This window comes from Bacillus sp. NMCN1, from assembly GCF_002998085.1.
In the GTDB taxonomy this organism is placed as follows: Bacteria; Bacillota; Bacilli; order Bacillales; family Bacillaceae; genus Bacillus.
Window position 1 is genome coordinate 1,143,617 of record NZ_PVQL01000001.1, and the last position, 20,987, is coordinate 1,164,603.

Below are 20,987 nucleotides of genomic sequence, written 5' to 3' on the forward strand. Positions count from 1 at the left end.
TGAGCATATACTTTGAAGTGTTGTAACAGTATCTATTACACTTCTATAGTGAAATGATTTTATCAAGGAAGAAGATGATGAGAGTGAAAAGCGAATTTAAGCCTTTATTTGAACCATTTACGTTTCCAGGAGGTGTGTCTATTAATGGCCGGTTAGTCGTTGCGCCTATGACACACTTCGGTTCTCACGAGGATGGCACCATTTCTAAAGAGGAAATTGATTTCATTACAGCTAGATCTAGTGACATGGGCATGGTTATCACAGCATGTGCGAACGTGACTCCAGATGGTAAGGCATTTGAAGGACAGCCTTCTATTGCAAGAGATGAAGATATACCTGGCCTGAAAAAACTAGCTTCTGCGATTCAGGCAAAGGGAACAAAAGCCATCATTCAAATTCATCACGGCGGCTCTCAGGCTCTCCCTCACTTAGTTCCAAACGGTGATGTGGTTGCGCCAAGTGATGTGTTTAAAGATGGAAAGCAGGTTGCACGTGCTTTAAAAGAAGAGGAAATTGTCCATATCATTGACTCTTTTAAAGAAGCGGCAAGACGAGCGGTCGAAGCAGGGTTTGACGGCGTGGAAATCCACGGTGCAAACGGTTATCTATTACAGCAATTTTACTCTCCGCATAGCAATCAGCGGACAGATCAGTGGGGAGGAAATGAAGAAAAACGTCTAGCTTTCCCTATCGCTGTTGTGGATGCAGTGAAAGAGGCAATTGAAAAGCATGCGACAACACCGTTTATCTTTGGATATCGATTATCCCCTGAAGAGCCAGAAACACCTGGTTTAACCATGACAGAGACGTTTACCTTAGTGGATGTTCTTAAAACTAAAAACCTTGATTATTTGCATGTCTCTTTAATGGAGATTGACTCTAAAGCAAGACGAGGTGCAGATACTGATAAGACACGTATGGAGCTGCTAAAAGATCGCTGCGGCGATACCCTTCCGCTCATCGGTGTGGGCAGCGTCATTACAGCCGAAGATGCACTAAGTGCTTATAATCAAGGAATTCCACTTATCGCTGTCGCACGAGAGCTGATCGTCGACCCAGATTGGGCAAAGAAGATTAAAGAAGGCAGAGAAAGCGAGATTGAAACTGTCATTAAACGCAGCCAAAAAGGTAAGTATTTGATTCCAGAAGGATTGTGGTCTGTCATGGAAGCGAGTCAAGGCTGGGTTCCGATGGAAGATTAATGTTATCAAAAAAACTACCCTTATGCGATTGGGTAGTTTTTTTGTGTGTCCTGATTATTTTAGTTTAACGGTAAAAAGCTTAGAAGTCTGTTTTTCCACAGATCCCTTTGGTTCTTTATCAAGATGCTCGATCAAGTCACCATTCATAATAACAATCGGTGTCACTGTACTTGCCGCTTTCTCTTCAATCAGTTCTAAATCACACGTAATGAGAGGGTCACCGATCTTCACTTTATCCCCTTCTTTTATGTGCGCTTCAAATCCTTCACCATTTAATCCCACTGTTTCAAGTCCGATATGAATCAGAAGCTCAAGCCCTGAGAGTGTTCGTATGCCAATTGCATGTTTTGTATGGAAGAGCTGGATGATTTCACCATCTACTGGTGACACAATCGTGCCACTTTTTGGTTTTACTGCTACGCCGTCTCCCATCATCTTTTGAGAAAAAACAGGGTCTGGTACATCCGTCATATCCATTAACTCTCCATCAGCTGGAGAATAAATGATTTCTTCCTTTACATCATCTTGGTTTTTCCCGAAACCGAATAATTTTTTCAGCAATGTCAATTGCTCCCTTCAAGCTTTGCTTCTAGATCTATTCCGCGTATGAAACGCTGCGCTCATACACCTTGCTTCATTCAACACTATTTAATCATAATTTTTTCCTCTCATCAATTGATAACCGCCTGAGTCCTTTCTGCATAGACTATAGATGAGAGGTGATTCAAATGAAACATGAAGGCGAAAAGAACCATGAATTGCTGGCAAATGAGGATATTCTCAATGAAGCGATTGAACAATTTTTCGCATCCTCCCCGTTTCACGAGATATTAAATAGTGCGGAGGCGCTCATGACCACATCGCATTCACTTGCATCGATTACGACCGATGTGACAGAGGATGAACAGTTTGTGTATATCGAGATCCAATTTCCCGACCATTTTGTCGAAGGCGATATCGCATTAGAAGTAAAAGCCCAATATTTACACTTATCCGTGCAGGAAACAATCAAAACGGATACCACTTCCTCGTATTCGAGCTTTACCAAAACCATTTTAATGCCGGCAAAAATAGATGAAACGAGCATGAAGAGCGTGTGGAAAGATCAAACGCTTCGTGTGACGGCACCAAAGCAAAGAGCCCAATAGATCCATCTATTGGGTTTTAACTATGCTTTAAAAATGCTCGTAAATCCTTTTGCTAATGAGCCTACTTGATTCATCGTACTCATCATTTGCCCAGCTGTATCAAACATTTTGTTAAAGTCGTATTGTCCATTCGTTTTTTTGAATTGCGACAGTACACTTTTAAATTGTGATGATTGCTGTTTTTGCGGTCTTGGCAAAGGATAAGGGTTCATTGGCTGCTGCATGGGCATCATGCCTGGTGGCTGTAACTGAGGTTGATTGATCGCTTCGGGCGGCTGAAAAGGCGGCACATTTTCTTGGTATCCATAAGGCGGCTGATAGACAGCAGATGGTGCCTGGCTCATTCCACCTTGATGTGGCGGCATGAAATATTCTGGAGGCTGTGGAGGCTGCTGCTGCATATCTGGATACGGAAAAGGTCCTTGATTGAATGGATTGATTTCATAAGGCTGCTGGTTTGAATAAGGGATCATATATCTCGCTCCTCTCGCTCTCAACACATAGTCTTGTCACTCATATATTATGATCAAGAACAGAAGATGTGCCTAAAGCAGCCATTAGAAAAACGCAGCATATGTCTTCAGCTGCGCTTGTTGATTTCTTCTATTAAAAGGTTCAGTGTGTAAATCACTGACTCAACTAAATTTTTCACACGGGGTGCATGCTGCTTGCCAAAATACGATTGCAGGACAACCTCTTTCCCATTTTCTTTGACGGCTTCAAGCTGTTCTTCGTGTAAATATCTAGGTTTCGCCAGATGAATAAACGAGATCGCAGCAGTGAGCCACTCTTCTATTTTCTGATCAAATGTCTCAACGGCCGGCTGAATTTCCGTGTGGAAATCATATACGGGGTATTCCTCTTCAGCCTTTCCCTTTTGGTACTGCTCATATGCCTCTTCGATCCATATTCTCAGCTCTTGTGTATGTTCAAGTAATGTTTGATTATCCAAAGTGTTCACCTCTATGAACCATCCTACCAAACGTTTACTTATTGCTCAAATAGAAAGCTACCCTGCGTGGTATGCTGGTCTTGCCGCCAGTTTATACTCAGCTGCGTGAATCTTCACTTCACAGTCCTTTACTTCTGATTCAAGCCGGTCTATCATTTGTTCTTGCTTCTCTATGGCTGCACGTGTTGTTTCGTTCACAGCAAGAGACAGCTCTTCTTCCACCGCATCAATTTTCCGCTCGATTTCCTCTAATAACTGCATAATGGATTCTTTTGATACAAATTCGCTCATCATCAGATTCCTCCTTTATCGTCTCTCGTTACATTCTCTTTTCTTTCACACCCTCCTTCACACATGACAAAACTAGAAGGAAATCGCCAATCTAAGTGTAGATGAGCGCTATTTCTTCCTTTTCGACATATGCTTGTCCTTCTTTGTATGATTGCGTCCGATTGTGTAAATTCTAAGGACAAAGGAGGTAGATTTCATGAAAAAACAGCCAGCACCAAAAGAGCAAAAGCCAAAAGGGAAAGAAAACAGCACAGATCAGCTTGATAAAAAGCTCGGCGGTCCTAATCGACCATCCACGTAAAAAAGCAGGTACCCCCTGCTTTTTATTTATGCAAAAAATAGTGCTCTAATGAGAAAAGAAAACGAAGCTGTCTTTTTTTATGAAAATACCATTCGGTCAGCTCAATTTGTTTTGGTAACGTCTCTGCATCAAATAAGGATGGGCTCAATTTCTTTTGAAACCAATCCTCCCTTTGATCGTCTAATGAATGTGTCATCACCGGATAAACTGTTCGAAGAAAAGGTGTTGACCTCCTAGCGATCCCTAAAAACGGCTCAAAATCAAACCGTGATCCGGTATGCGGGACAGTATGTAAAAAATGATAAAAATCCGAAAATAAATCGGCTCGAAATAATAGTTTCGCTAGTTTTTTTCCTAATGTAATACGCTCCTTTACGTGGGAAAACTTCCGTATGGTTAACCCGTACAAATGCCCGTCCACCGTTGGAAAAACAACGGTTTGGAAATGTCCCCACTCGCTGAACAGATATTGAATCGAGTGAAAAACATTCTTTTTCAGAAGAGGATTTTGTATAATAGGAGATTGTATAGTATATTGTTCATTTATGATGAGTGCATAAAGCAGTCGCTCTGTGTCACGCTTTAGCCAAAAACGTTCCCACTCAGTGCTCATAAAACGAGATACAGAAAAATATGGAAGCAGATGGAACAACGGTTTTCTGCACCGCTTAGACCATTCATACAAAAGAAGCTGAGGGTAAGCATCCGAAAAGATCAGCCAATTCGCTCTTTCATATGCTGTGAAAAAAAGGTGCCCCTGCTGATCTGTTAAACCTGGATGGAAGAGCTCGCCCTTTAGATCCGTCATAGACCATCCAGCATTTCTCGAGACAAAGGAAGCAAGCAGCGACCATTTCATCTCTGGATGACGGTCATAAAAGCGCTTGTAAGCATTTGTCCTCGTCAGGTTGTCTTTATTTTTCACTTTCGTTTCACGCAATATATGCTGAGTGATGATGTGCTCTTCTTGTGACAACATAGTAATCTCTCCAATACAAAATGCATTAAAAGGAGGCTGAAACATGATGATTCGGTATCCTAACGGAAAATCGTATCAGCCCATTCAACAAATTGGGACAAAAAAAAGAATCAGCGGCGAATCCTCTTATAGTAACCGCGGGATGACGCTTGAGGCTGACTTAAATGAAACCAACCAGTACTATTTGGTCAACGGGATCGCAGTCATTCATAAAAAGCCTACCCCCGTTCAGATTGTGAATGTGGATTATCCAAAAAGAAGCGCTGCTGTTATCAAAGAAGCCTATTTTAAACAATCATCCACAACAGACTATAATGGAGTGTACAAAGGGCGCTATATCGATTTTGAAGCAAAGGAAACCAAAAGTACCACCTCGTTTCCGCTCAAAAATTTTCACGATCATCAAATTGAGCATATGAAACAGGTTGAAAAGCAAGGCGGTATTTGTTTCGTTATTATATCCGCATTTGGCTCCGTTTATTATTTGCCCGCTTCAGATCTCTTTTTCTTCTGGGAGCGGCAGCAGCTAAACGGCCGGAAATCCATTAGTAAAGACGAATTAATGGAGGCCGGCCACTTAATGACACTTGGATATTCGCCAAGAATTGATTATATTAAAGTAGTGGAGACACTTCATTTTTCGGATGAAAGTGAGCAGTAATGACGTTCGAAAAAGGTTTAACACGAAAGGTTGAGATGTGATGTCTGATCAATTTACAAGTCGTGAACAGCGACGTAAAGCAAGTCAAGAAAACAATAAGAAGCAAAAGAACAAAAAAGGCAAAAAGAAAGCAGGTCTATTTAAAAAAATATTTTTATCTTTACTCGTGATCGGTCTTCTTTGTGTAGTTGCCGGAATCACAACTTTTGCCGTTTTTGCATCAAGCGCTCCTTCAATTGATGATAGTAAGCTCAAAACACCGTATTCTTCAAAGCTTTATGACAAAGACAAGAAATTGTTTGCAGAAGTAGGTGCGGAAAAAAGAACGTATGTCTCGATTAAAGATATACCCGATGTGGTAAAAGAAGCATTTATTGCGACTGAAGATGCACGTTTTTATAAACACCACGGGATTGATCCAATCCGTATTGGCGGTGCCCTTGTCGCAAACGTCGAGGACGGCTTTGGAGCTGAAGGTGGAAGTACGATTACACAGCAGGTTGTGAAAAATTCTCTACTTAACAATCAAAAAACGTTAAAACGTAAAGTACAGGAAGTATGGCTCTCGATTCAGCTTGAGCAAAAATACTCTAAAGATGAAATTTTAGAAATGTATTTAAACCGCATTTTCTTCTCACCTTATGCTTACGGTGTTGGGAAAGCGGCAGAACAATTTTTCGGCGTTACAGATTTAAATAAACTAACCGTTGCACAGGCTGCCACACTTGCAGGTATGCCGCAGAGTCCTTCTGCCTATAACCCAGTGAAACATCCTGAAGCAGCGGAAAAACGCCGTAATATCGTTTTAAGCCTCATGAAAAAACAAGGCTACATTTCAGAAAAAGACTATGACGTTGCAAAAGCAACCCCTGTCAGCAAGACCGTTGTTTCAGCTGATAAATATAAGAGTCAAAACTCAAGTAAGTACTCTGCTTATATTGAAGAAGTCATGGAAGAAGTACAGAAAAAAGCCAAAGTGGATGTATCAACAGATGGATTAAAAATCTATACATCACTTGATCGAAAAGCACAGGATCACCTTGATGATATCATCAATGGAGATGCTGCTGGATTTACAAAAGGCATGCAGGCTGGTGTCACCCTGCTTGATACGAAAAATGGTGAAATTCGCGCTATTGGCGGTGGACGTGATGTACCAGCCGGCGGCTTTAACTATGCGACTGATGCAAAACGCCAGCCAGGTTCAACAATCAAACCGATTTTAGATTACGGTCCAGTCATTGAAAACAAAAAATGGTCAACGTATCAGCAAATTGATGATGCGCCGTATACGTACTCAAACGGTACACCGATTAATAACTTTGACAGAAGACATTTAGGGAAAATGTCGATGAGAAGTGCTTTGGCACAATCACGAAACATCCCTGCCCTAAAAGCTTTCCAAGAAGCTGGCACAGACAATGCCGTTAAATTCGCTAATAACTTAGGTATGGACTTACCGTCTGACATTCCAGAGTCTTACTCAATCGGTGGATTTGACGATGGTGTCTCCTCCCTGAAGATGGCTGGAGCATTTAGTGCATTCGGTAATAACGGATACTATAACGAACCACATGCTGTCACGTCTGTTGAATTTAATGACGGTACAAAGCTTGACCTTACGCCAGATTCCAAAGCGGCTATGAGTGACTACACAGCATTTATGATCACAGATATGCTGAAAACTGCTGTCCAATCTGGAACTGGTACACTTGCACAAGTACCGAACGTTCAAGTAGCTGGTAAAACAGGTACAACGAACTTTACACAAGATGATATCAATAAATTTAATATTCCTTCTGGCGGTGCGAAAGATTCGTGGTTTGTTGGTTATACGCCGCAATATACAGCAGCCGTTTGGACCGGAATCGGTAATTCAAAAGATGCGGACGGCAAAATGTGGCTCACAAATTACGAGCAGCGTGTTGCCAAAATCGTCTTCCAGCGATTAATTTCTCAAATTGATGATGGAAGCGGCTCATTTGAAAAACCAGACAGTGTCGTAGAAGCTACGGTTGAAAAAGGATCGGATCCAGCGAAATTAGCCGGACCAAATACACCAAGCGAGAAGAAGACAACAGAATACTTTGTCAAAGGAACGGTTCCGACAAAAGTGTCTGAAACATATGAGAAAAAAGAAGCCGATAAGCCTTCTGACTTAAAAGCGGTGTATGATGAAGAGAAAAAATCCATCACACTGACTTGGGGCTATGATGACGACGCAGATGCTACATTTAATGTGAAGCAAGCAGTTGATAGTGGCGGCTATAAAGAGATTCAAAACAGTTCTGCTAAAGAAGCGGTCATCTCTGATGTGAAGCCTGGATCTACTTATAAATTCCAAGTGACAGCCACTGTAGAGGATGTCACAAGTAAAGCAGCTTCTACCTTCCTCACCATCAAGGATGATGAAGACGAGGAAGAAAAAGCAGATGATGAGAATAAAGAAGAAGAAGAACCGCAGCAGCCTGACGACGAGCAGACAGACCAGACTGACGATAACAAAAATCAACCCCCAGGCACTGACGAGCAAAAGCCAGATGATAAAAAAGATCAAGATCAGGATCAGGATCAAGGCGGAAATACGGAAAATGGAAATAATGGTTCTTCCGATGATGGCTCAGACAGTACAAATGGGAACAGCAACTCACAAACGGACAATAAAGATAAAAAGAAAGATGATGCGAAAACAAACTCAAATTCGCAATCAAATTCTCCTAGTCGAAAAGAAAATGAATAATGAAAACGCACTTGCCCATATGGCAAGTGCTTTTTTTAACGGTTTTGTCTGATCTTTTTAAGTGCTTCATGTTTTCCATACTGCTTTTTTAGTTCCGTGTATAGCTCGTCCAGTTGAATAAAGCAATGATATTGAGTTGGTTTTAGCAAAATGAACTCTATCCGTTCTTTCCAATTAATTGGAGCAACAGGAAATGTCTCTTGCTTAATATGTTCCCATTCAAGCGTTTGAAGTCTCTCCCCTTTGATCCAGTAAAACATCGCAATCATACTGACAATACCTTGCAGCATATCGTCTTCTTCACACCGGGACTTTCTTGTTTGAAAACGAGGAAGCATTTTTTCTTTTAATTCATTCCACAGTTCGAACATCACAGGAACAAACTCTTCTGTTTTCTGCCATGGAAGCTCATCTGTTAATAGATTTGATGATAGATCATATGCAAGTGGATGATCTCTAAGTATGTCCACTCGATCGCCTTTCATTTCTACCTTTTTCCCTTTTAGCTTTTCGACATATGAGGTAAAAACAGCTGCCCCGCTCATGCCAGCTTCACCAATCCTTTTTTCAGCCTCTTCTGCCCTTCTCTACACATATCAAGAAGCGGACAAGACTCGCACTGCGGCCGCTGCGCCTTACAGTGATATCTGCCAAAAAAGATTAGGCGGTGATGCGTCACAGACCAATCTTCTTCTGGCACCTTTTTCATTAAAGTTTGCTCTACTTCGAGAACAGAATCCTTCCAGCGGCAGATTCCCAGTCGCTTGCTGACACGTTCTACATGTGTATCTACTGCAATTGCCGGCACCCCAAAAGCGACCGAAACGACGACATTTGCTGTTTTCCGGCCCACGCCAGGAAGCTTCACAAGCTCGTCCCGATCCTTTGGTACTTCGCCGCCATATTCTTCAATCAGCATTTTGCTCAACTTTTGAATGTTTTTGGCTTTATTTCGATAAAGGCCAATCGAACGTATATCTTGCTGCAATTCTTCAAGCGGTACACTTAAATAGTCTTCTGGTGTTTGATATTTTTGAAATAACGTTTTAGTGACTTTGTTGACAAGCACGTCTGTACACTGCGCAGAGAGTGCTACAGCGATTACAAGTTCAAATGGATTGGAATGAACAAGCTCACACTCAGCCTCTGGAAACATATCTCCTATAATATCTAAACATTCATTAATTTGTTTTTTTGATAACATGACTTCTCCTTTATTGGTTATTGTTCCAGCCAATTATAAAAAGGAACTTGTCGCTTATATGTTGACGTCTCTTCTTTTGAAGGTGGCGCTTTTTGCTGAGAACGGAAATGCTGGCTATGCTCTTTTGCTTCTTCCGCTGTTTTCAGCCCTTTCTTTTTCCACTCAAACAGAATTCGGTCGATATAACGGAAATTTAATTTTCCTGATAAAACCGCTTCTCTTAACGCTAGGCGAATCATTTCAGCATCATGATGGTCTTGATCCATCCAGATTGAGAGTGTTTCTCCTTCAAGAGGAGACAGCGGTCTGCCGAATTCATCTTCAAATAAAGCATATAAAGACTTTTCAGCCTGCACATGAAGCTTTTGACCTTCCTTCGCTTGTTTTGCTTCTAAAAAGTCATACAGTACGCCCCATAAGGGCTCAACTGAGTAACGGTCATGCTGAATACCAGACCCGTCCTCAAACGGCTGAATCGAAATAAATCCTTTTTGAATTAAATGCTGAACCATATACGCACACTCTTCAGCTGAAATGGTCATGCCATGGGACAGCTCTTCAAATGTTTGAAAGAACACACCTTGTTCTTCATTCATTTTAATCTTAAGCATCACCATTAATTGTGATTCATTCAGTCCTAACTGCTCATAATGAGCAATCAGCAAATTAGGCAAACTGGTCGAACCCATTTGCTGCATATTAATAAATTGCTGCCTATTCATCGGATACACCTCTTCACTTTAAGTATATCACGTTTTATTTCACGTGCCCCTCCAAAAAACGTTTGAAAAAGCCTCCATATGTTGGAGGCTTTCACGTCTTAAGGATATAAACGGTTTAATAATCTTGGGAAAGGAATGGTTTCACGCACATGCGGCGCTCCACTAATCCAAGCAACTGTACGTTCAAGTCCAAGACCAAAACCTGAATGCGGTACAGAGCCGTATTGTCTTAATTCTGTGTACCATTTGTAAGTTTCTTGATCTAGCCCATGTTCTTTCAATCTTGCTTCAAGCAGCTCTAGATCATGCACACGCTCAGAACCGCCAATGATCTCTCCGTAGCCTTCTGGTGCAATCAAGTCTGCACAAAGGACAACATCATCACGATCCGGTGCAGGTTGCATATAAAATGGTTTTAATGATGTTGGGTAATGAGTGATAAATACTGGTTTATCGTAGCTTTCGGCGATCGCTGTTTCGTGAGGCGCACCGAAGTCATCTCCCCATTCAATATCGTCAAAGCCTTTTTCCTGCAAGAATTTAATCGCTTCATCGTAAGTGATGCGCGGGAATGGTGCTTTGATGTTTTCTAATTTTTCTGTATCACGGCCAAGTGTATGAAGTTCAACTTTACAGTTTTCAAGTACACTTTGAACAACATGAGTCACATAATTTTCTTGATACTCAAGGTTTTCATTAAATTCGACAAAAGCCATCTCAGGCTCGATCATCCAAAACTCAATTAAATGACGTTTTGTTTTAGATTTTTCAGCTCTAAATGTTGGGCCAAATGAGAATACTTTTCCGAGTGCCATTGCCGCAGCTTCCATATAAAGCTGTCCACTTTGAGAAAGGTACGCATCTTCATCAAAATATTTCGTCGCAAACAGCTCCGTTGTGCCCTCAGGTGCACTTCCAGTTAAAATTGGCGGATCTACTTTCACGAAGCCTTCTTGATGGAAGAATTCATATGTAGCACGAATAATTTCATTACGAATTTTCATAATGGCATGCTGCTTTTTAGAACGAAGCCATAAATGACGGTGATCCATTAAGAATTCTGTTCCATGCTCTTTTGGTGTAATTGGGTAGTCAGTTGCTTCGTGAATCACTTCAATGGATTTCACTTGCAATTCAAAACCAAGAGGAGAACGCTCGTCTTTTGTCACTTGTCCTGTCACATAGACAGATGTTTCTTGAGTGACTGATTTCGCAAGCTTAAAGACTTCCTCTTCCACTTCTGCTTTTACTACGACTCCTTGAATAAAGCCTGTCCCGTCACGCAGCTGCAAGAATGCAATTTTACCGCTTGAACGTTTATTGGCAATCCATGCGCCGATGGTTACATCTTCATCGACATGTTTGAACACTTGATTAATCGTTGTTTTCAACATAATTCCCTCCAAAGCCAGAAAGAAGCTCACCTTTTCGACAGGTGTGAATCTTTTTTCATACATTTTATTATAACCGTTCTAAATCAGCATGGTCAACGCAAGACAGGAGAAACTATGGCGTTACATTTTTTTCCACGTGTCCTGTCGAGAAGTCGACATAGCTGAAGCTGTATTGATTGTTTTCATTTAAGTACGTCACTTCCCAAAGGAGTACGTCACCTTCTCTTGCTAATTGAACGTCCTTTAGCTTAGATACAGTGTTCTCCTTTTGAACGGCTTGTACTGCTTGATTTGAGGTAATGCCTTCTTTTGCTTTTTTTGCGATTACTTTTGCTTTTTTGCTGGCAGGTACCCAAACATAGGTTGTTTCATTTTGTTTGTTTTTCCCTTCAACAATAAATTGTTTTTCTTTCCCGACAAAGGTTTCCACTTGCTCCACTTGTACGATGTTTGCTTGTTTTTTTGCTCGTTCAATCGCCGCCTCATGACCTTGTTCTTTTTGTCCCATGGCAATCTGATAAATCCACGTAAAGCTGATGATGCCAATGAGCAAAGCAAGAGCCACAACGGATGAAATGATCCAGACTATTTTTTTCATGTCAAGCTTCCCCTATGTGCGATATATTGTAAATATCGCTTGATTTTGATCTTCTTGATCTAATGCCAATCCAAACATGAGATCTTCTCTTTTAAGCGTTCTGTTCAATAAGTCAACAATTTTATACAGGTCCTCTGAATGCTTTATTTGAACCGTTGAAAGTACCTCTATTTTACTTTCCACTTCTAATTCCTCCTCGGTACGTAAATATTGTTAGTCATACTTTTCGGCGCGAAAACCGATACTATTTTTACAACGGAACACAAAAAGCCGTTACGATAAATTAACTCCAAACCCACACCAGCTAAAGGCCGCTTATGACAGCGGCTTTTCGTTGTTGAGCTTCTCTATATACGCCTCAAGTGATTCTTTTGACATCTCGTGGACTGGCGCATGAGGGAGTGATTCTAAAAATAGCTTTCCATATGAAGCGGTTTTCACTCGGCGGTCTAGAATCAGCAATGTACCTATGTCTTTTTCAGAGCGCAGCAAGCGTCCTGCACCTTGTTTAAAGGTTAACACAGCTTCTGGGAGAGCAACGGCTTTAAATGGATTCTTCCCCTGTTTTTTAGCAGCATCACATTTTGCTTCAATGAGCGGTGAATCAGGCGGCCGGAACGGGAGACGTGCCATAATGACTGTTGTCAGCTCTGATCCAGGAAAATCGACACCTTCCCAAAAACTACCCGTACCAAGTAAAATTGCATGTTTTGCTAATTTGAACATTTTCGTTAATTTAACAGGGCTCCCGCCCGTCAGACCTTGAGCAAAAAGGGCGGCTTGCATCCCTTCTGTTTTCAGCTCTTCATACACTGCTTTTAACATCTCATGTGAATTAAACAACACCAATATCTTCGCCTCATGCTGCTTTTCCATCATCTTAATGTACCGTGCTGCTTGCTTTACATAGTCGCGCTCATCACGGTTCGTAATCGGCGGCATATCAGCCGGTACAATCACCTTGAGCTGTTTTTCAAGTTCAAACGGTGACTCAATCTGTACAAGATGCGGATAAAAATCCTGCAGACCAAATCGTTCTAAGCAATAATCAAAGCGCCCATTGATTGTGAGTGTCCCTGATGTGAGAACAACACTTTTTTTGTTCATAAAAAATCGGTCCGCTAAAAGCTCTCCAGTATCTAGCGGCTGTGCATGCATAAAGACAGCATTTTTGGCACCCTTTGCATCAATCTCAATCCAAACCGTTTCATCGTTTTTCGGTTCAAAAATAAACCGGTACAGCGTACTGCAAAATGTATGCATAAACGACATCACTTGATCGTATTCCTCTGCTTCAAACGCAAAGTGTTCTGTCAGCTGATCACTTTTTTGAAGAAGCTCGCTTTTTTGCTGCTCATACAGCTTTTCACAAGCAATTAACAAGGAACAAAGCTTACTTGCCGTCTCTTTAATCCGTTTCCACTGCGCATGCTTCGAATGATGACGTACTCTATGAATGAGACGATTGATGTCTGCTTTTGGTTTTGTCCTTTTGACAAAAGAATGAACGGTACTAAAGAAGGCGTCACTTTCCATTTGAAGCTGATTGAGATGCTCATCCATTTCGATAAAGGTGTCCGTCTTTAAGCCGGCACCGTGAAATCTCTTTTTTAGCTTGTTTAAAAGACCGCCCTGTAAGGAGCCAAGCTGCGTTAATTTTGCATGAAGCTGGATATACGAGGCACTATCTCCTAGTGTTTCATTGGCTGTTTTCTCAAATTGGTGAGCCTCGTCAATCACATATACGTCTGCATGCTGAAAGATAGACGTTGCTTCCGTTTGTGATAAGAGCAGGCGATGATTCGTTAAAATTAAATTGGCTGTTTTGGCCCTTCTTTTGGCACGCTCATAAAAGCAATATTCTTTAAAGCGGCGCTTTTTCGATGTAAACGGCATGTGCACACACGAAATACGGTCTTTTATATTGGCAGCTCCCGACGGTAAATTTAGTTCAGATAAATCACCCGTTTCTGTGACAAGGAGCCACATTAATATTTGCGCCTTCGTTAAGACCACATCATAGTTATCATCTTCCTCATGCAGCACATGCTCAAACTTATCTAAGCAAATATAATGCGCCCGTCCTTTGAATACACAGGCAGCTGGCTCAAACGGAAGCAATTGCTTTAAAATCGGCACATCGCGCTGAAGCATTTGCTGCTGCAAAAGAATGGAATATGTACTAATAATGACAGGTTTTCCTGATTTCTTTGCCTCTAGAGCAGCTGGTATGAGGTAAGCCAGCGTTTTCCCAATACCTGGTGCCGCTTCAATTAATGCATAGGCCCTTTCATGAAACACGTCTCTCACTTTATTCATCATCGTGAGCTGGCCTTCTCTTACTTCATAGCCTTCCACTGTTTGTGGAAGCTTCTTTTTGATCTCCTCAAACAGCTGTTCATCGTCTTCCCCTACTGAATCTGTCGTATCCGTTTCAGGATTGGTGACATCTTTTACAGCAAAAGAGCCGACTTCTACCAAAGAATCTTCACGGCTAGCACGACTCGTTTCAAGCTGCTGTATCAAAAGTCCTATATCGCTTAAGAGATAAGAGGATAATCTGCGCAGCTGCTTTAGCACATTTGGCGGTGTATGTGTTAATTGATGTAATAAGGTTAAAAATAACATGGCAGTAACTTCCGCATCACTATCCGCCCGGTGCGGGTGGTCATGTGGAAGCATGAGCTCTTCACTTAATTCAGTGAGCTTATAGCCTTCAAGCTCAGGATAAAGAATTCTAGAAATTTCAACTGTATCAATCGCTAGCACATCCAGCTCATTTTTCCCGCATGCTTTTAGTTCATCATTTAAAAAATTCAAGTCAAAATGAACATTATGCGCAACAAAATAAGCGCCTTGAATAAGATCATACACCTCTTGGGCAATGTCCTCAAAAAATACTGCATTGTCTACCATGTGCTGCTGAATGCCTGTCAGCTGTTCAATAAATCCAGGGATCGCTTTTCCCGGGTTCACATATTTTGAATACCGTTCGACAATTTGTCCATTTTCAATGACCACCGCAGCAATTTGAATGATTTTATCACCCTTTTTGGGTGAATTTCCGGTGGTTTCAATATCAACGACAACAAACCTTTGATCGGCCATAAAATGGACACCTCAATTCCTCGTTTCACTCGAAGTGAAACACGCTCTGGGCAAAATAGCTGAAATAGAACAGCTTCTTTTCTTGAAACTGTTCTGTTTCCTTGCAGCGTGCGTTATAAAATCGTTCTCGCAGGCTCTTGCCCAATCATTTGTTCAATTTGATTTTCTTTATTTAACACGACCACTTTTGGTGTATGTGTCTTTGCTTCTTCTTCTGAGAGCATCCCATAAGCGATAATAATCACTTCATCCCCCGGCTGAACCAATCTTGCTGCCGCGCCATTTAGACAAATGACACCGCTCTTTCTTTCACCAGGAATAATATATGTTTCAAGTCTAGCGCCATTATGATTATTGACAATTTGTACTTTCTCATTTGCCATCATGCCTGCCGCATCAAGTAAATCTTCGTCAATGGTGATACTTCCTACATAATGTAAGTTTGCTTCTGTTACCGTCGCTTTATGAAGTTTAGAGGTCATAAAGGTTCTATACATGCTTTTCACCGCTTTCAGGAACATGGAATATCACATTATCAATCAGTCTTGCCCGTGAGAATTTCACCGCAATCGCAATGATCACTTGACCTGCTAACTGCTGGAGCGGCTCAAGCTCTGGATAGGAGTAGATCTCAATATAATCGATTTCTCCGCTCGTTTGAAGAATTTCCTCTTCTACCAACTGATCAATACGACTGACGTCACGTTCACCTTTTTCAACCGCTGACTGTCCTTTTTTCAATGCGTGGTACAAAGCAGGTGCTTCTTGTCTTTCTTTTTCAGACAAGTACACATTTCTTGAACTTTTCGCTAAACCGTCTTCTTCTCGAACTGTTGGCACAGAGACAAGGTGAAGATCAAAGAAGAAATCCTTGATCATCGCATCGATCACAGCGACTTGCTGTGCATCCTTTAGACCAAAGTATACATTTGTTGGGGCTACAAGATGAAATAGCTTTGTAAGCACAGTCACAACGCCGTCGAAATGTCCCGGACGTTTTTTCCCGCATAAGACATCAGTCCGCTTTTGAACCGTCATCGTAATAGATGGTTCATTTGGATACATTTCTTTCACATCAGGTGTAAATAAAATATCCACTCCTGCTTCTTCTGCAAGGCGCTGATCTCTATCCATATCCCTTGGATAGGAGTCAAAGTCTTCGTTCGGTCCAAATTGCAAAGGATTGACAAAAATGCTCATTACCACAATGTCATTTTGATCCCTTGCTTCTTTCGCGAGCGTCAGATGTCCTTCATGAAGAAAGCCCATCGTTGGGACGAAGCCGATGGAATGCTGTTTTTCTTGATGCTGCTTGATCCATTCCTTCAACTCGTGAATATGGGTGACAACGTTCATTTTTTCATACCCCCATATAAACCATCAAGGACTTCTTCTTTGATATGAAATGTATGCTTGTCTTCTGGAAATGTGCGTGCTTTTACTTCTTTCGTATATTGAATAAGCGCTTCTTCTAGTACAGTATCAATTTGCGCGTATTGTTTTACAAACTTAGGTGTTCTAGACACCCCGTATCCTGCCACATCATGGTAAACGAGAACTTGTCCGTCTGCCTCAGCTCCTGCACCAATCCCGATGACAGGAATCTTCAGCATGTCGGTAATTCGTTTTGTCAGTTCACCAGGTACGCATTCAAGCACAAGTGCAATCGCACCAGCTTCCTCACATTTCAAGCTGTCTTCAATCAATTTCTGCGCACTTTCGTGGTCTTTTCCTTGCACTTTATACCCGCCAAGTACACCAACTGACTGAGGTGTGAGGCCTAAATGACTGACGACAGGAATCCCGCCTCTTGTGAGCGCTTGAATGGATTCAAATACGCCATCTCCGCCTTCTAGCTTTAAGGCATCCGCACCGCTTTCTTGCATGATGCGTGCTGCGTTTTTCATTGTTTCTGCTAATGAATAATGGTAAGACATAAATGGCATATCCGTCACAATAAATGTGTCTTTTGCGCCTCTTTTCACTGCTTTTGTGTGATGAATCATATCATCCATCGTGACTTGTACTGTCGAATCGAGTCCAAGTACAACCATCCCAAGTGAATCACCAACTAAGATCATGTCGACTTCCGCTTTTTCCGCTTGCTTTGCAGATGGATAGTCGTATGCTGTCAGCATCACAATCGGTTCGTTTTGTTCTTTCATTTTGAAAAAATCTAGCTTTGTCTTCATTTGTTCCTCCTCATTCTGGAGAGGAGATGGCTTGCCTCACATCACATGTTTTGATCTCTCATGCGCGGCGAATCATCCCTCTGTCCAAGTCCCTTAGGATCAAGGCAGAAATTTATCAAATTTTTGTTTCTAACAGGTACAGCTCTTTTTCAGATACTGCCCACACGAAGTATATCAAAAATGCGCCGGGTGTTCCACCTAAGTTGACTTTATCTCGATGTCTGCGGAGTAGATTTTTTGGATACCCTCCTCCGTTTCAAGCAATAAAACACCTTCTTCATTGATTCCGAGCGCTTTTCCAGTGTATTGCCCATTGACGGTGCGGGCAACAATATGCTGACCGATCGTCATCGCAAACGATTCCCATAATTGTTTAATCGGTGTAAATCCATGCTTCATATAATCGTCATACCTTTTTTCAAAGGTGGACATGATCTGTTGTATGAGCGCAGCACGGTCCACTTTTTCATTCAGTTCCACTCGCAGGCTCGTGGCGACATCCTTTAGTTCCTCCGGAAAGTCATCAGCCGTTTGGTTCACATTAATGCCCGGACCAATAATCACCGCATGAACCTGGTCCGCCTCTGCTTTTAATTCAGTTAAAATGCCAACGACCTTTTTCCCGTTTAACAAAATATCATTTGGCCATTTAATGGATGGACTAAGTCCTGTTTGCTCTGCAATGGCTTCTGCGATGGCTACAGATGCTAAAAGCGTCATCTGCGGCGCTTTGTGCAGCGGAATTTCAGGCCGTAGAATGAGACTCATCCAGATGCCTGTCCCATTTGGTGAATGCCACATTCTTTGAAGGCGGCCTTTCCCGTTTGTCTGATGATCACTGACAACGAGCGTGCCGTGGGGCGCACCTTCATTTACAAGATCATGGGCAATCAGCTGGGTGGAGGCGACTTCTTTCTGAAAATAAATGTGCCTGCCAAAGCTCTCTGTTTCTAGACCAAACAGAATTTCGTCCTCACTAATTTTGTCCGGTTTACGTAGCAGGCGATATCCCTTTCTTCTGACGGCTTCTACCTCATAGCCCTCTTTTCTGAGGTCCTCTATATGCTTCCAGACAGCCGTTCGAGAACAGCCAAGCTCATCACATATTTGCTGACTCGAAACAAAATCCTGGCTAGATGCTGTAAATAGTTCAATTAATCGTTTTCTAATTGCTGATCGCATGCTGTAAGCCACTCCTCTATGGCTTCTTTTCGGTTTTCTAAATGATTTTGCAGAACGGCTTTTTTCACCAAATCAAGCTCTTCTGCGATCCATTTTCCTGATGTCTTTTGCCGAAAGGCCATTAAATCTTTTCCTGAAACAGCGAGGTCTTGAAGCGTTTTAATCGGCAGTGCATCATAAGAACGCTTCGCTGCCTCCAGCTCGTCAAAGAAAATGCGGCGCTCATGTTTTAGCTGTGAGATCTTCAAGCTAGATAAGAGCACGTGTTCACCAGCCTCAAACATCTTCTCCGCATCCCAGTTACAATCGACGAATTGGCTAATGGCCACCGCGTCTTTCAAAAGCTTTGTTGACAGCTTCCATTCTTTTAAGAAGAGCACAGCCTCCGCTTTATCTAAGCCAAGCAAATGGATAACAGCCCCCCATACTTCTTCCAGTCCATCCAGTAAATAATACGGAAATGCTTGAAAGGATGCTTGCAGACGATCCTTTTTGAGACCTGGCAATTCTTCATGCAATTTGGTTGAAATGAGCACATTAATCGCCTGCTTACAATAGCGGCCCTTTAAAAGCTTCTCCATTTCAATCTTTTTGCGTTCAACCGATATGTTGGCAAGCAGGTGCTTATCTTTTTTCATCGCTTCAGCCGTCTCAGGAGCGAGCTCAAAGCCAAGCTCGCTTAAAAAACGGACCGCTCTCATCATACGAAGCGCATCTTCCTGAAAGCGGCACGCAGGATCTCCTACGGTTTGAATTCGTTTCCGCTCAATATCCTTTTTTCCCCCCACATGGTCAATGATCTCCCCATTTATATCCATGGCCATCGCATTGATTGTTAAATCTCTTCTTAAAAGATCTTCCTTCAAGGATGTGATAAACGCCACTTCTTTCGGTCTGCGAAAATCTTCATATTCTGATTCAGTTCGAAACGTCGTCACCTCATAGCTGACCCCATCATGTAACACAATGACAGTGCCATGCTCTTTGCCAACATCAACTGTTTTTTCAAATAAAGACTCGATCGTATCAGGCGTTGCATCAGTTGCTATATCAATATCGCCGATTTCCCTGCCTAAAAGGACATCTCTCACTGCTCCGCCGACAAAGTAAGCCTGATGCCCATGTTCGTGCAGTGTATGTAAAATAGGGACCGCATGTGTGAATGGTTCATTCATCTTCATCATCACCTTCGATCAATTCTAGGTAAAGCTCTTCATATTCATTCACAATTTTTTCAGAAGAGAAATGGGCCTGAACACTAGACTGGGCCGCCGCAGACACTTGTTCATGGAGCGCTTTGTCTTTGAGTATAGAGACTGCGTATTTAGCTGACGCGTCTATATCGCCGAGCGGGACAAGAAAACCTGTTTCTCCATGTGTAATGACCTCTGGAATCCCGCCAACATCAGTTCCAATACATGGGACACCGCATGCCATTGCCTCAAGAAGCACAAGTCCGAAGCTCTCTTTCTCAGAAAGAAGCAGCTTCAAATCACTGATGGAATACAGCTCTTCTACTTTCTCTTGCTTTCCTAAAAACAACACGCGGTCTGTCAGACCCAGTTTTTTCACGAGTTCGCATACGACCGATTTTTCAGGACCGTCACCAATGAGCAGTAGCTTTGCCTGCACCTGTTCTGAGATCTTTTTAAACACATGAACGACATCATGCACCCGTTTAACCTTTCGAAAATTCGATACATGGATGACGACCTTATCGTCCGGTAAAAGACCATAATGTGTCTTTAGCATTTCGTGATCTTCACGCAAATACACCCGTTCATCGACAAAATTATGGATCGTTTCGATCTTTTTATTTGGTTTGATGAGATCGTACGTCTGCGCAGCTAATGAATGCGACACCGCCGTTACCCGGTCTGAAGATTCAATCGCAAATCGAATGACTTCCTTTAGTGATGGATCATACCCTAATACCGTAATATCCGTCCCGTGTAACGTCGTGACGACTTTCACAGAGTGTCCCGTCATCTGCTTCGCTAAGAATGCACAAACGGCGTGCGGAACCGCATAATGCGCGTGAATAATATCGAGCTTCTCTCGTTTTGCGACTTCTGCCAATTTACTTGCTAATGCAAGGTCATAAGGCGGATATTGAAAAACAGCGTATTGATTGACATCCACCTCGTGAAAATAAATATTCGGATACACTTTATTGAGCCTAAACGGAATACTTGAGGTAATGAAATGAACATCGTGCCCTTTTTCAGCTAAACGTTTTCCAAGTTCCGTAGCAATAATGCCCGAGCCGCCGACACTTGGATAACAAGTGATTCCGACCTTCAGTTTTTTCAT

23 protein-coding genes are annotated in these 20,987 nt (G+C 42.1%); 5 read left to right on the forward strand and 18 right to left on the reverse strand.

The window, feature by feature from the left end; translation table 11 throughout:
- The first annotated feature begins 83 nt into the window (after positions 1–83).
- Positions 84–1,202: an NADH-dependent flavin oxidoreductase gene (locus C6W21_RS06005; protein WP_223249565.1), complete on the forward strand. Its 1,119-nt coding sequence runs from the start codon at positions 84–86 to the stop codon at positions 1,200–1,202.
- Positions 1,203–1,256: 54 nt separating this feature from the next.
- Here the strand turns inward: C6W21_RS06005 and C6W21_RS06010 are convergent, their stop codons facing one another.
- Complete coding sequence (locus C6W21_RS06010; protein ID WP_106049634.1) at positions 1,257–1,763, reverse strand: PTS sugar transporter subunit IIA; 507 nt, start codon at positions 1,761–1,763, stop codon at positions 1,257–1,259.
- 167 nt (positions 1,764–1,930) lie between these two features.
- On the opposite strand from C6W21_RS06010, the gene C6W21_RS06015 reads away from it, so the two are divergent.
- Positions 1,931–2,350 carry an Hsp20/alpha crystallin family protein gene (locus C6W21_RS06015; protein ID WP_106049635.1) on the forward strand — a complete coding sequence of 140 codons (420 nt, stop codon included), beginning with the start codon at positions 1,931–1,933 and terminating at the stop codon, positions 2,348–2,350.
- 20 nt (positions 2,351–2,370) lie between these two features.
- Here C6W21_RS06015 and C6W21_RS06020 read toward each other — a convergent pair whose 3' ends face one another.
- The 3 genes from C6W21_RS06020 to C6W21_RS06030 all read right to left on the reverse strand — a co-directional run bounded on the left by C6W21_RS06020 (position 2,371) and on the right by C6W21_RS06030 (position 3,593).
- Positions 2,371–2,823, reverse strand: coding sequence for a YppG family protein (locus C6W21_RS06020; protein WP_106049636.1), 453 nt, complete (start codon positions 2,821–2,823; stop codon positions 2,371–2,373).
- Positions 2,824–2,930: 107 nt separating this feature from the next.
- The gene (locus tag C6W21_RS06025; protein ID WP_106049637.1) at positions 2,931–3,302 is read right to left on the reverse strand and encodes a YppE family protein; all 372 of its coding nucleotides are present in this window, start codon (positions 3,300–3,302) and stop codon (positions 2,931–2,933) included.
- Between the two features lie 57 nt (positions 3,303–3,359).
- A complete protein-coding gene (locus C6W21_RS06030) occupies positions 3,360–3,593 on the reverse strand; it encodes a DUF5446 family protein (protein WP_223249526.1) in 234 nt (77 codons plus the stop codon).
- A 196-nt stretch (positions 3,594–3,789) separates the two neighbouring features.
- Here C6W21_RS06030 and sspM point away from each other — a divergent pair, with 196 nt between their 5' ends.
- Positions 3,790–3,894, forward strand: a complete 105-nt coding sequence (gene sspM, locus C6W21_RS06035; protein ID WP_012010346.1) for an acid-soluble spore protein SspM — start codon at positions 3,790–3,792, stop codon at positions 3,892–3,894.
- 22 nt (positions 3,895–3,916) lie between these two features.
- Here sspM and C6W21_RS06040 read toward each other — a convergent pair whose 3' ends face one another.
- Positions 3,917–4,873: a DUF2515 domain-containing protein gene (locus C6W21_RS06040; protein WP_106049639.1), complete on the reverse strand. Its 957-nt coding sequence runs from the start codon at positions 4,871–4,873 to the stop codon at positions 3,917–3,919.
- A gap of 46 nt (positions 4,874–4,919) precedes the next feature.
- On the opposite strand from C6W21_RS06040, the gene recU reads away from it, so the two are divergent.
- Both recU and C6W21_RS06050 read left to right on the forward strand, forming a co-directional pair.
- On the forward strand, positions 4,920–5,534 hold the full coding sequence (recU, locus tag C6W21_RS06045) for a Holliday junction resolvase RecU (protein ID WP_106050213.1): 615 nt from the start codon (positions 4,920–4,922) through the stop codon (positions 5,532–5,534).
- Positions 5,535–5,574: 40 nt separating this feature from the next.
- A complete protein-coding gene (locus C6W21_RS06050; protein ID WP_106049640.1) occupies positions 5,575–8,274 on the forward strand; it encodes a PBP1A family penicillin-binding protein in 2,700 nt (899 codons plus the stop codon).
- A 35-nt stretch (positions 8,275–8,309) separates the two neighbouring features.
- On the opposite strand, the gene C6W21_RS06055 is transcribed toward C6W21_RS06050, so the two are convergent.
- The 13 genes from C6W21_RS06055 to bshA form a co-directional block, all read right to left on the reverse strand.
- Positions 8,310–8,819 carry a YpoC family protein gene (locus C6W21_RS06055; protein WP_106049641.1) on the reverse strand — a complete coding sequence of 170 codons (510 nt, stop codon included), beginning with the start codon at positions 8,817–8,819 and terminating at the stop codon, positions 8,310–8,312.
- Entirely contained in the window at positions 8,816–9,478 is a 663-nt protein-coding gene (gene nth / locus C6W21_RS06060) for an endonuclease III (protein WP_034661035.1), read from the reverse strand. The genes C6W21_RS06055 and nth overlap by 4 nt, the downstream gene beginning before the upstream one ends.
- A 17-nt stretch (positions 9,479–9,495) precedes the next feature.
- Positions 9,496–10,200: a DnaD domain-containing protein gene (locus tag C6W21_RS06065; RefSeq protein ID WP_106049642.1), complete on the reverse strand. Its 705-nt coding sequence runs from the start codon at positions 10,198–10,200 to the stop codon at positions 9,496–9,498.
- 98 nt (positions 10,201–10,298) lie between these two features.
- Entirely contained in the window at positions 10,299–11,591 is a 1,293-nt protein-coding gene (asnS, locus tag C6W21_RS06070; protein WP_106050214.1) for an asparagine--tRNA ligase, read from the reverse strand.
- 115 nt (positions 11,592–11,706) lie between these two features.
- Positions 11,707–12,192, reverse strand: coding sequence for a cell wall elongation/penicillin-binding protein regulator TseB (tseB, locus tag C6W21_RS06075; RefSeq protein ID WP_106049643.1), 486 nt, complete (start codon positions 12,190–12,192; stop codon positions 11,707–11,709).
- Between the two features lie 12 nt (positions 12,193–12,204).
- The gene (locus C6W21_RS06080) at positions 12,205–12,375 is read right to left on the reverse strand and encodes a YpmA family protein (RefSeq protein WP_008344594.1); all 171 of its coding nucleotides are present in this window, start codon (positions 12,373–12,375) and stop codon (positions 12,205–12,207) included.
- A 132-nt stretch (positions 12,376–12,507) separates the two neighbouring features.
- Entirely contained in the window at positions 12,508–15,300 is a 2,793-nt protein-coding gene (gene dinG, locus C6W21_RS06085; RefSeq protein WP_106049644.1) for an ATP-dependent DNA helicase DinG, read from the reverse strand.
- 113 nt (positions 15,301–15,413) lie between these two features.
- On the reverse strand, positions 15,414–15,797 hold the full coding sequence (panD, locus tag C6W21_RS06090; protein WP_034620444.1) for an aspartate 1-decarboxylase: 384 nt from the start codon (positions 15,795–15,797) through the stop codon (positions 15,414–15,416).
- Positions 15,790–16,656 carry a pantoate--beta-alanine ligase gene (gene panC / locus C6W21_RS06095; protein WP_106049645.1) on the reverse strand — a complete coding sequence of 289 codons (867 nt, stop codon included), beginning with the start codon at positions 16,654–16,656 and terminating at the stop codon, positions 15,790–15,792. Before panC ends, panD begins: the two co-directional genes overlap by 8 nt.
- Positions 16,653–17,492 (reverse strand): 3-methyl-2-oxobutanoate hydroxymethyltransferase, encoded by an 840-nt coding sequence (panB, locus tag C6W21_RS06100; RefSeq protein WP_106049646.1) that lies wholly within the window; start codon positions 17,490–17,492, stop codon positions 16,653–16,655. Before panB ends, panC begins: the two co-directional genes overlap by 4 nt.
- A 198-nt stretch (positions 17,493–17,690) precedes the next feature.
- The gene (locus tag C6W21_RS06105) at positions 17,691–18,674 is read right to left on the reverse strand and encodes a biotin--[acetyl-CoA-carboxylase] ligase (RefSeq protein WP_106049647.1); all 984 of its coding nucleotides are present in this window, start codon (positions 18,672–18,674) and stop codon (positions 17,691–17,693) included.
- Positions 18,647–19,849 (reverse strand): CCA tRNA nucleotidyltransferase, encoded by a 1,203-nt coding sequence (locus C6W21_RS06110; protein WP_106049648.1) that lies wholly within the window; start codon positions 19,847–19,849, stop codon positions 18,647–18,649. The genes C6W21_RS06105 and C6W21_RS06110 overlap by 28 nt, the downstream gene beginning before the upstream one ends.
- Positions 19,842–20,987, reverse strand: a complete 1,146-nt coding sequence (gene bshA / locus C6W21_RS06115; protein ID WP_106049649.1) for an N-acetyl-alpha-D-glucosaminyl L-malate synthase BshA — start codon at positions 20,985–20,987, stop codon at positions 19,842–19,844. The genes C6W21_RS06110 and bshA overlap by 8 nt, the downstream gene beginning before the upstream one ends.

Bases quoted from the DNA above. Each gene is read 5' to 3' on its own strand.
- C6W21_RS06015 (WP_106049635.1), top strand. From the start codon at position 1,931: ATGAAACATGAAGGCGAAAAGAACCATGAATTGCTGGCAAATGAGGAT.
- C6W21_RS06020 (WP_106049636.1), bottom strand. From the start codon at position 2,823: ATGATCCCTTATTCAAACCAGCAGCCTTATGAAATCAATCCATTCAAT.
- C6W21_RS06030 (WP_223249526.1), bottom strand. From the start codon at position 3,593: ATGAGCGAATTTGTATCAAAAGAATCCATTATGCAGTTATTAGAGGAA.
- sspM (WP_012010346.1), top strand. From the start codon at position 3,790: ATGAAAAAACAGCCAGCACCAAAAGAGCAAAAGCCAAAAGGGAAAGAA.
- C6W21_RS06040 (WP_106049639.1), bottom strand. From the start codon at position 4,873: ATGTTGTCACAAGAAGAGCACATCATCACTCAGCATATATTGCGTGAA.
- recU (WP_106050213.1), top strand. From the start codon at position 4,920: ATGATTCGGTATCCTAACGGAAAATCGTATCAGCCCATTCAACAAATT.
- C6W21_RS06050 (WP_106049640.1), top strand. From the start codon at position 5,575: ATGTCTGATCAATTTACAAGTCGTGAACAGCGACGTAAAGCAAGTCAA.
- C6W21_RS06055 (WP_106049641.1), bottom strand. From the start codon at position 8,819: ATGAGCGGGGCAGCTGTTTTTACCTCATATGTCGAAAAGCTAAAAGGG.
- nth (WP_034661035.1), bottom strand. From the start codon at position 9,478: ATGTTATCAAAAAAACAAATTAATGAATGTTTAGATATTATAGGAGAT.
- C6W21_RS06065 (WP_106049642.1), bottom strand. From the start codon at position 10,200: ATGAATAGGCAGCAATTTATTAATATGCAGCAAATGGGTTCGACCAGT.
- tseB (WP_106049643.1), bottom strand. From the start codon at position 12,192: ATGAAAAAAATAGTCTGGATCATTTCATCCGTTGTGGCTCTTGCTTTG.
- dinG (WP_106049644.1), bottom strand. From the start codon at position 15,300: ATGGCCGATCAAAGGTTTGTTGTCGTTGATATTGAAACCACCGGAAAT.
- panD (WP_034620444.1), bottom strand. From the start codon at position 15,797: ATGTATAGAACCTTTATGACCTCTAAACTTCATAAAGCGACGGTAACA.
- panC (WP_106049645.1), bottom strand. From the start codon at position 16,656: ATGAACGTTGTCACCCATATTCACGAGTTGAAGGAATGGATCAAGCAG.
- panB (WP_106049646.1), bottom strand. From the start codon at position 17,492: ATGAAGACAAAGCTAGATTTTTTCAAAATGAAAGAACAAAACGAACCG.
- C6W21_RS06105 (WP_106049647.1), bottom strand. From the start codon at position 18,674: ATGCGATCAGCAATTAGAAAACGATTAATTGAACTATTTACAGCATCT.
- C6W21_RS06110 (WP_106049648.1), bottom strand. From the start codon at position 19,849: ATGAATGAACCATTCACACATGCGGTCCCTATTTTACATACACTGCAC.
- bshA (WP_106049649.1), bottom strand. From the start codon at position 20,987: ATGAAAAAACTGAAGGTCGGAATCACTTGTTATCCAAGTGTCGGCGGC.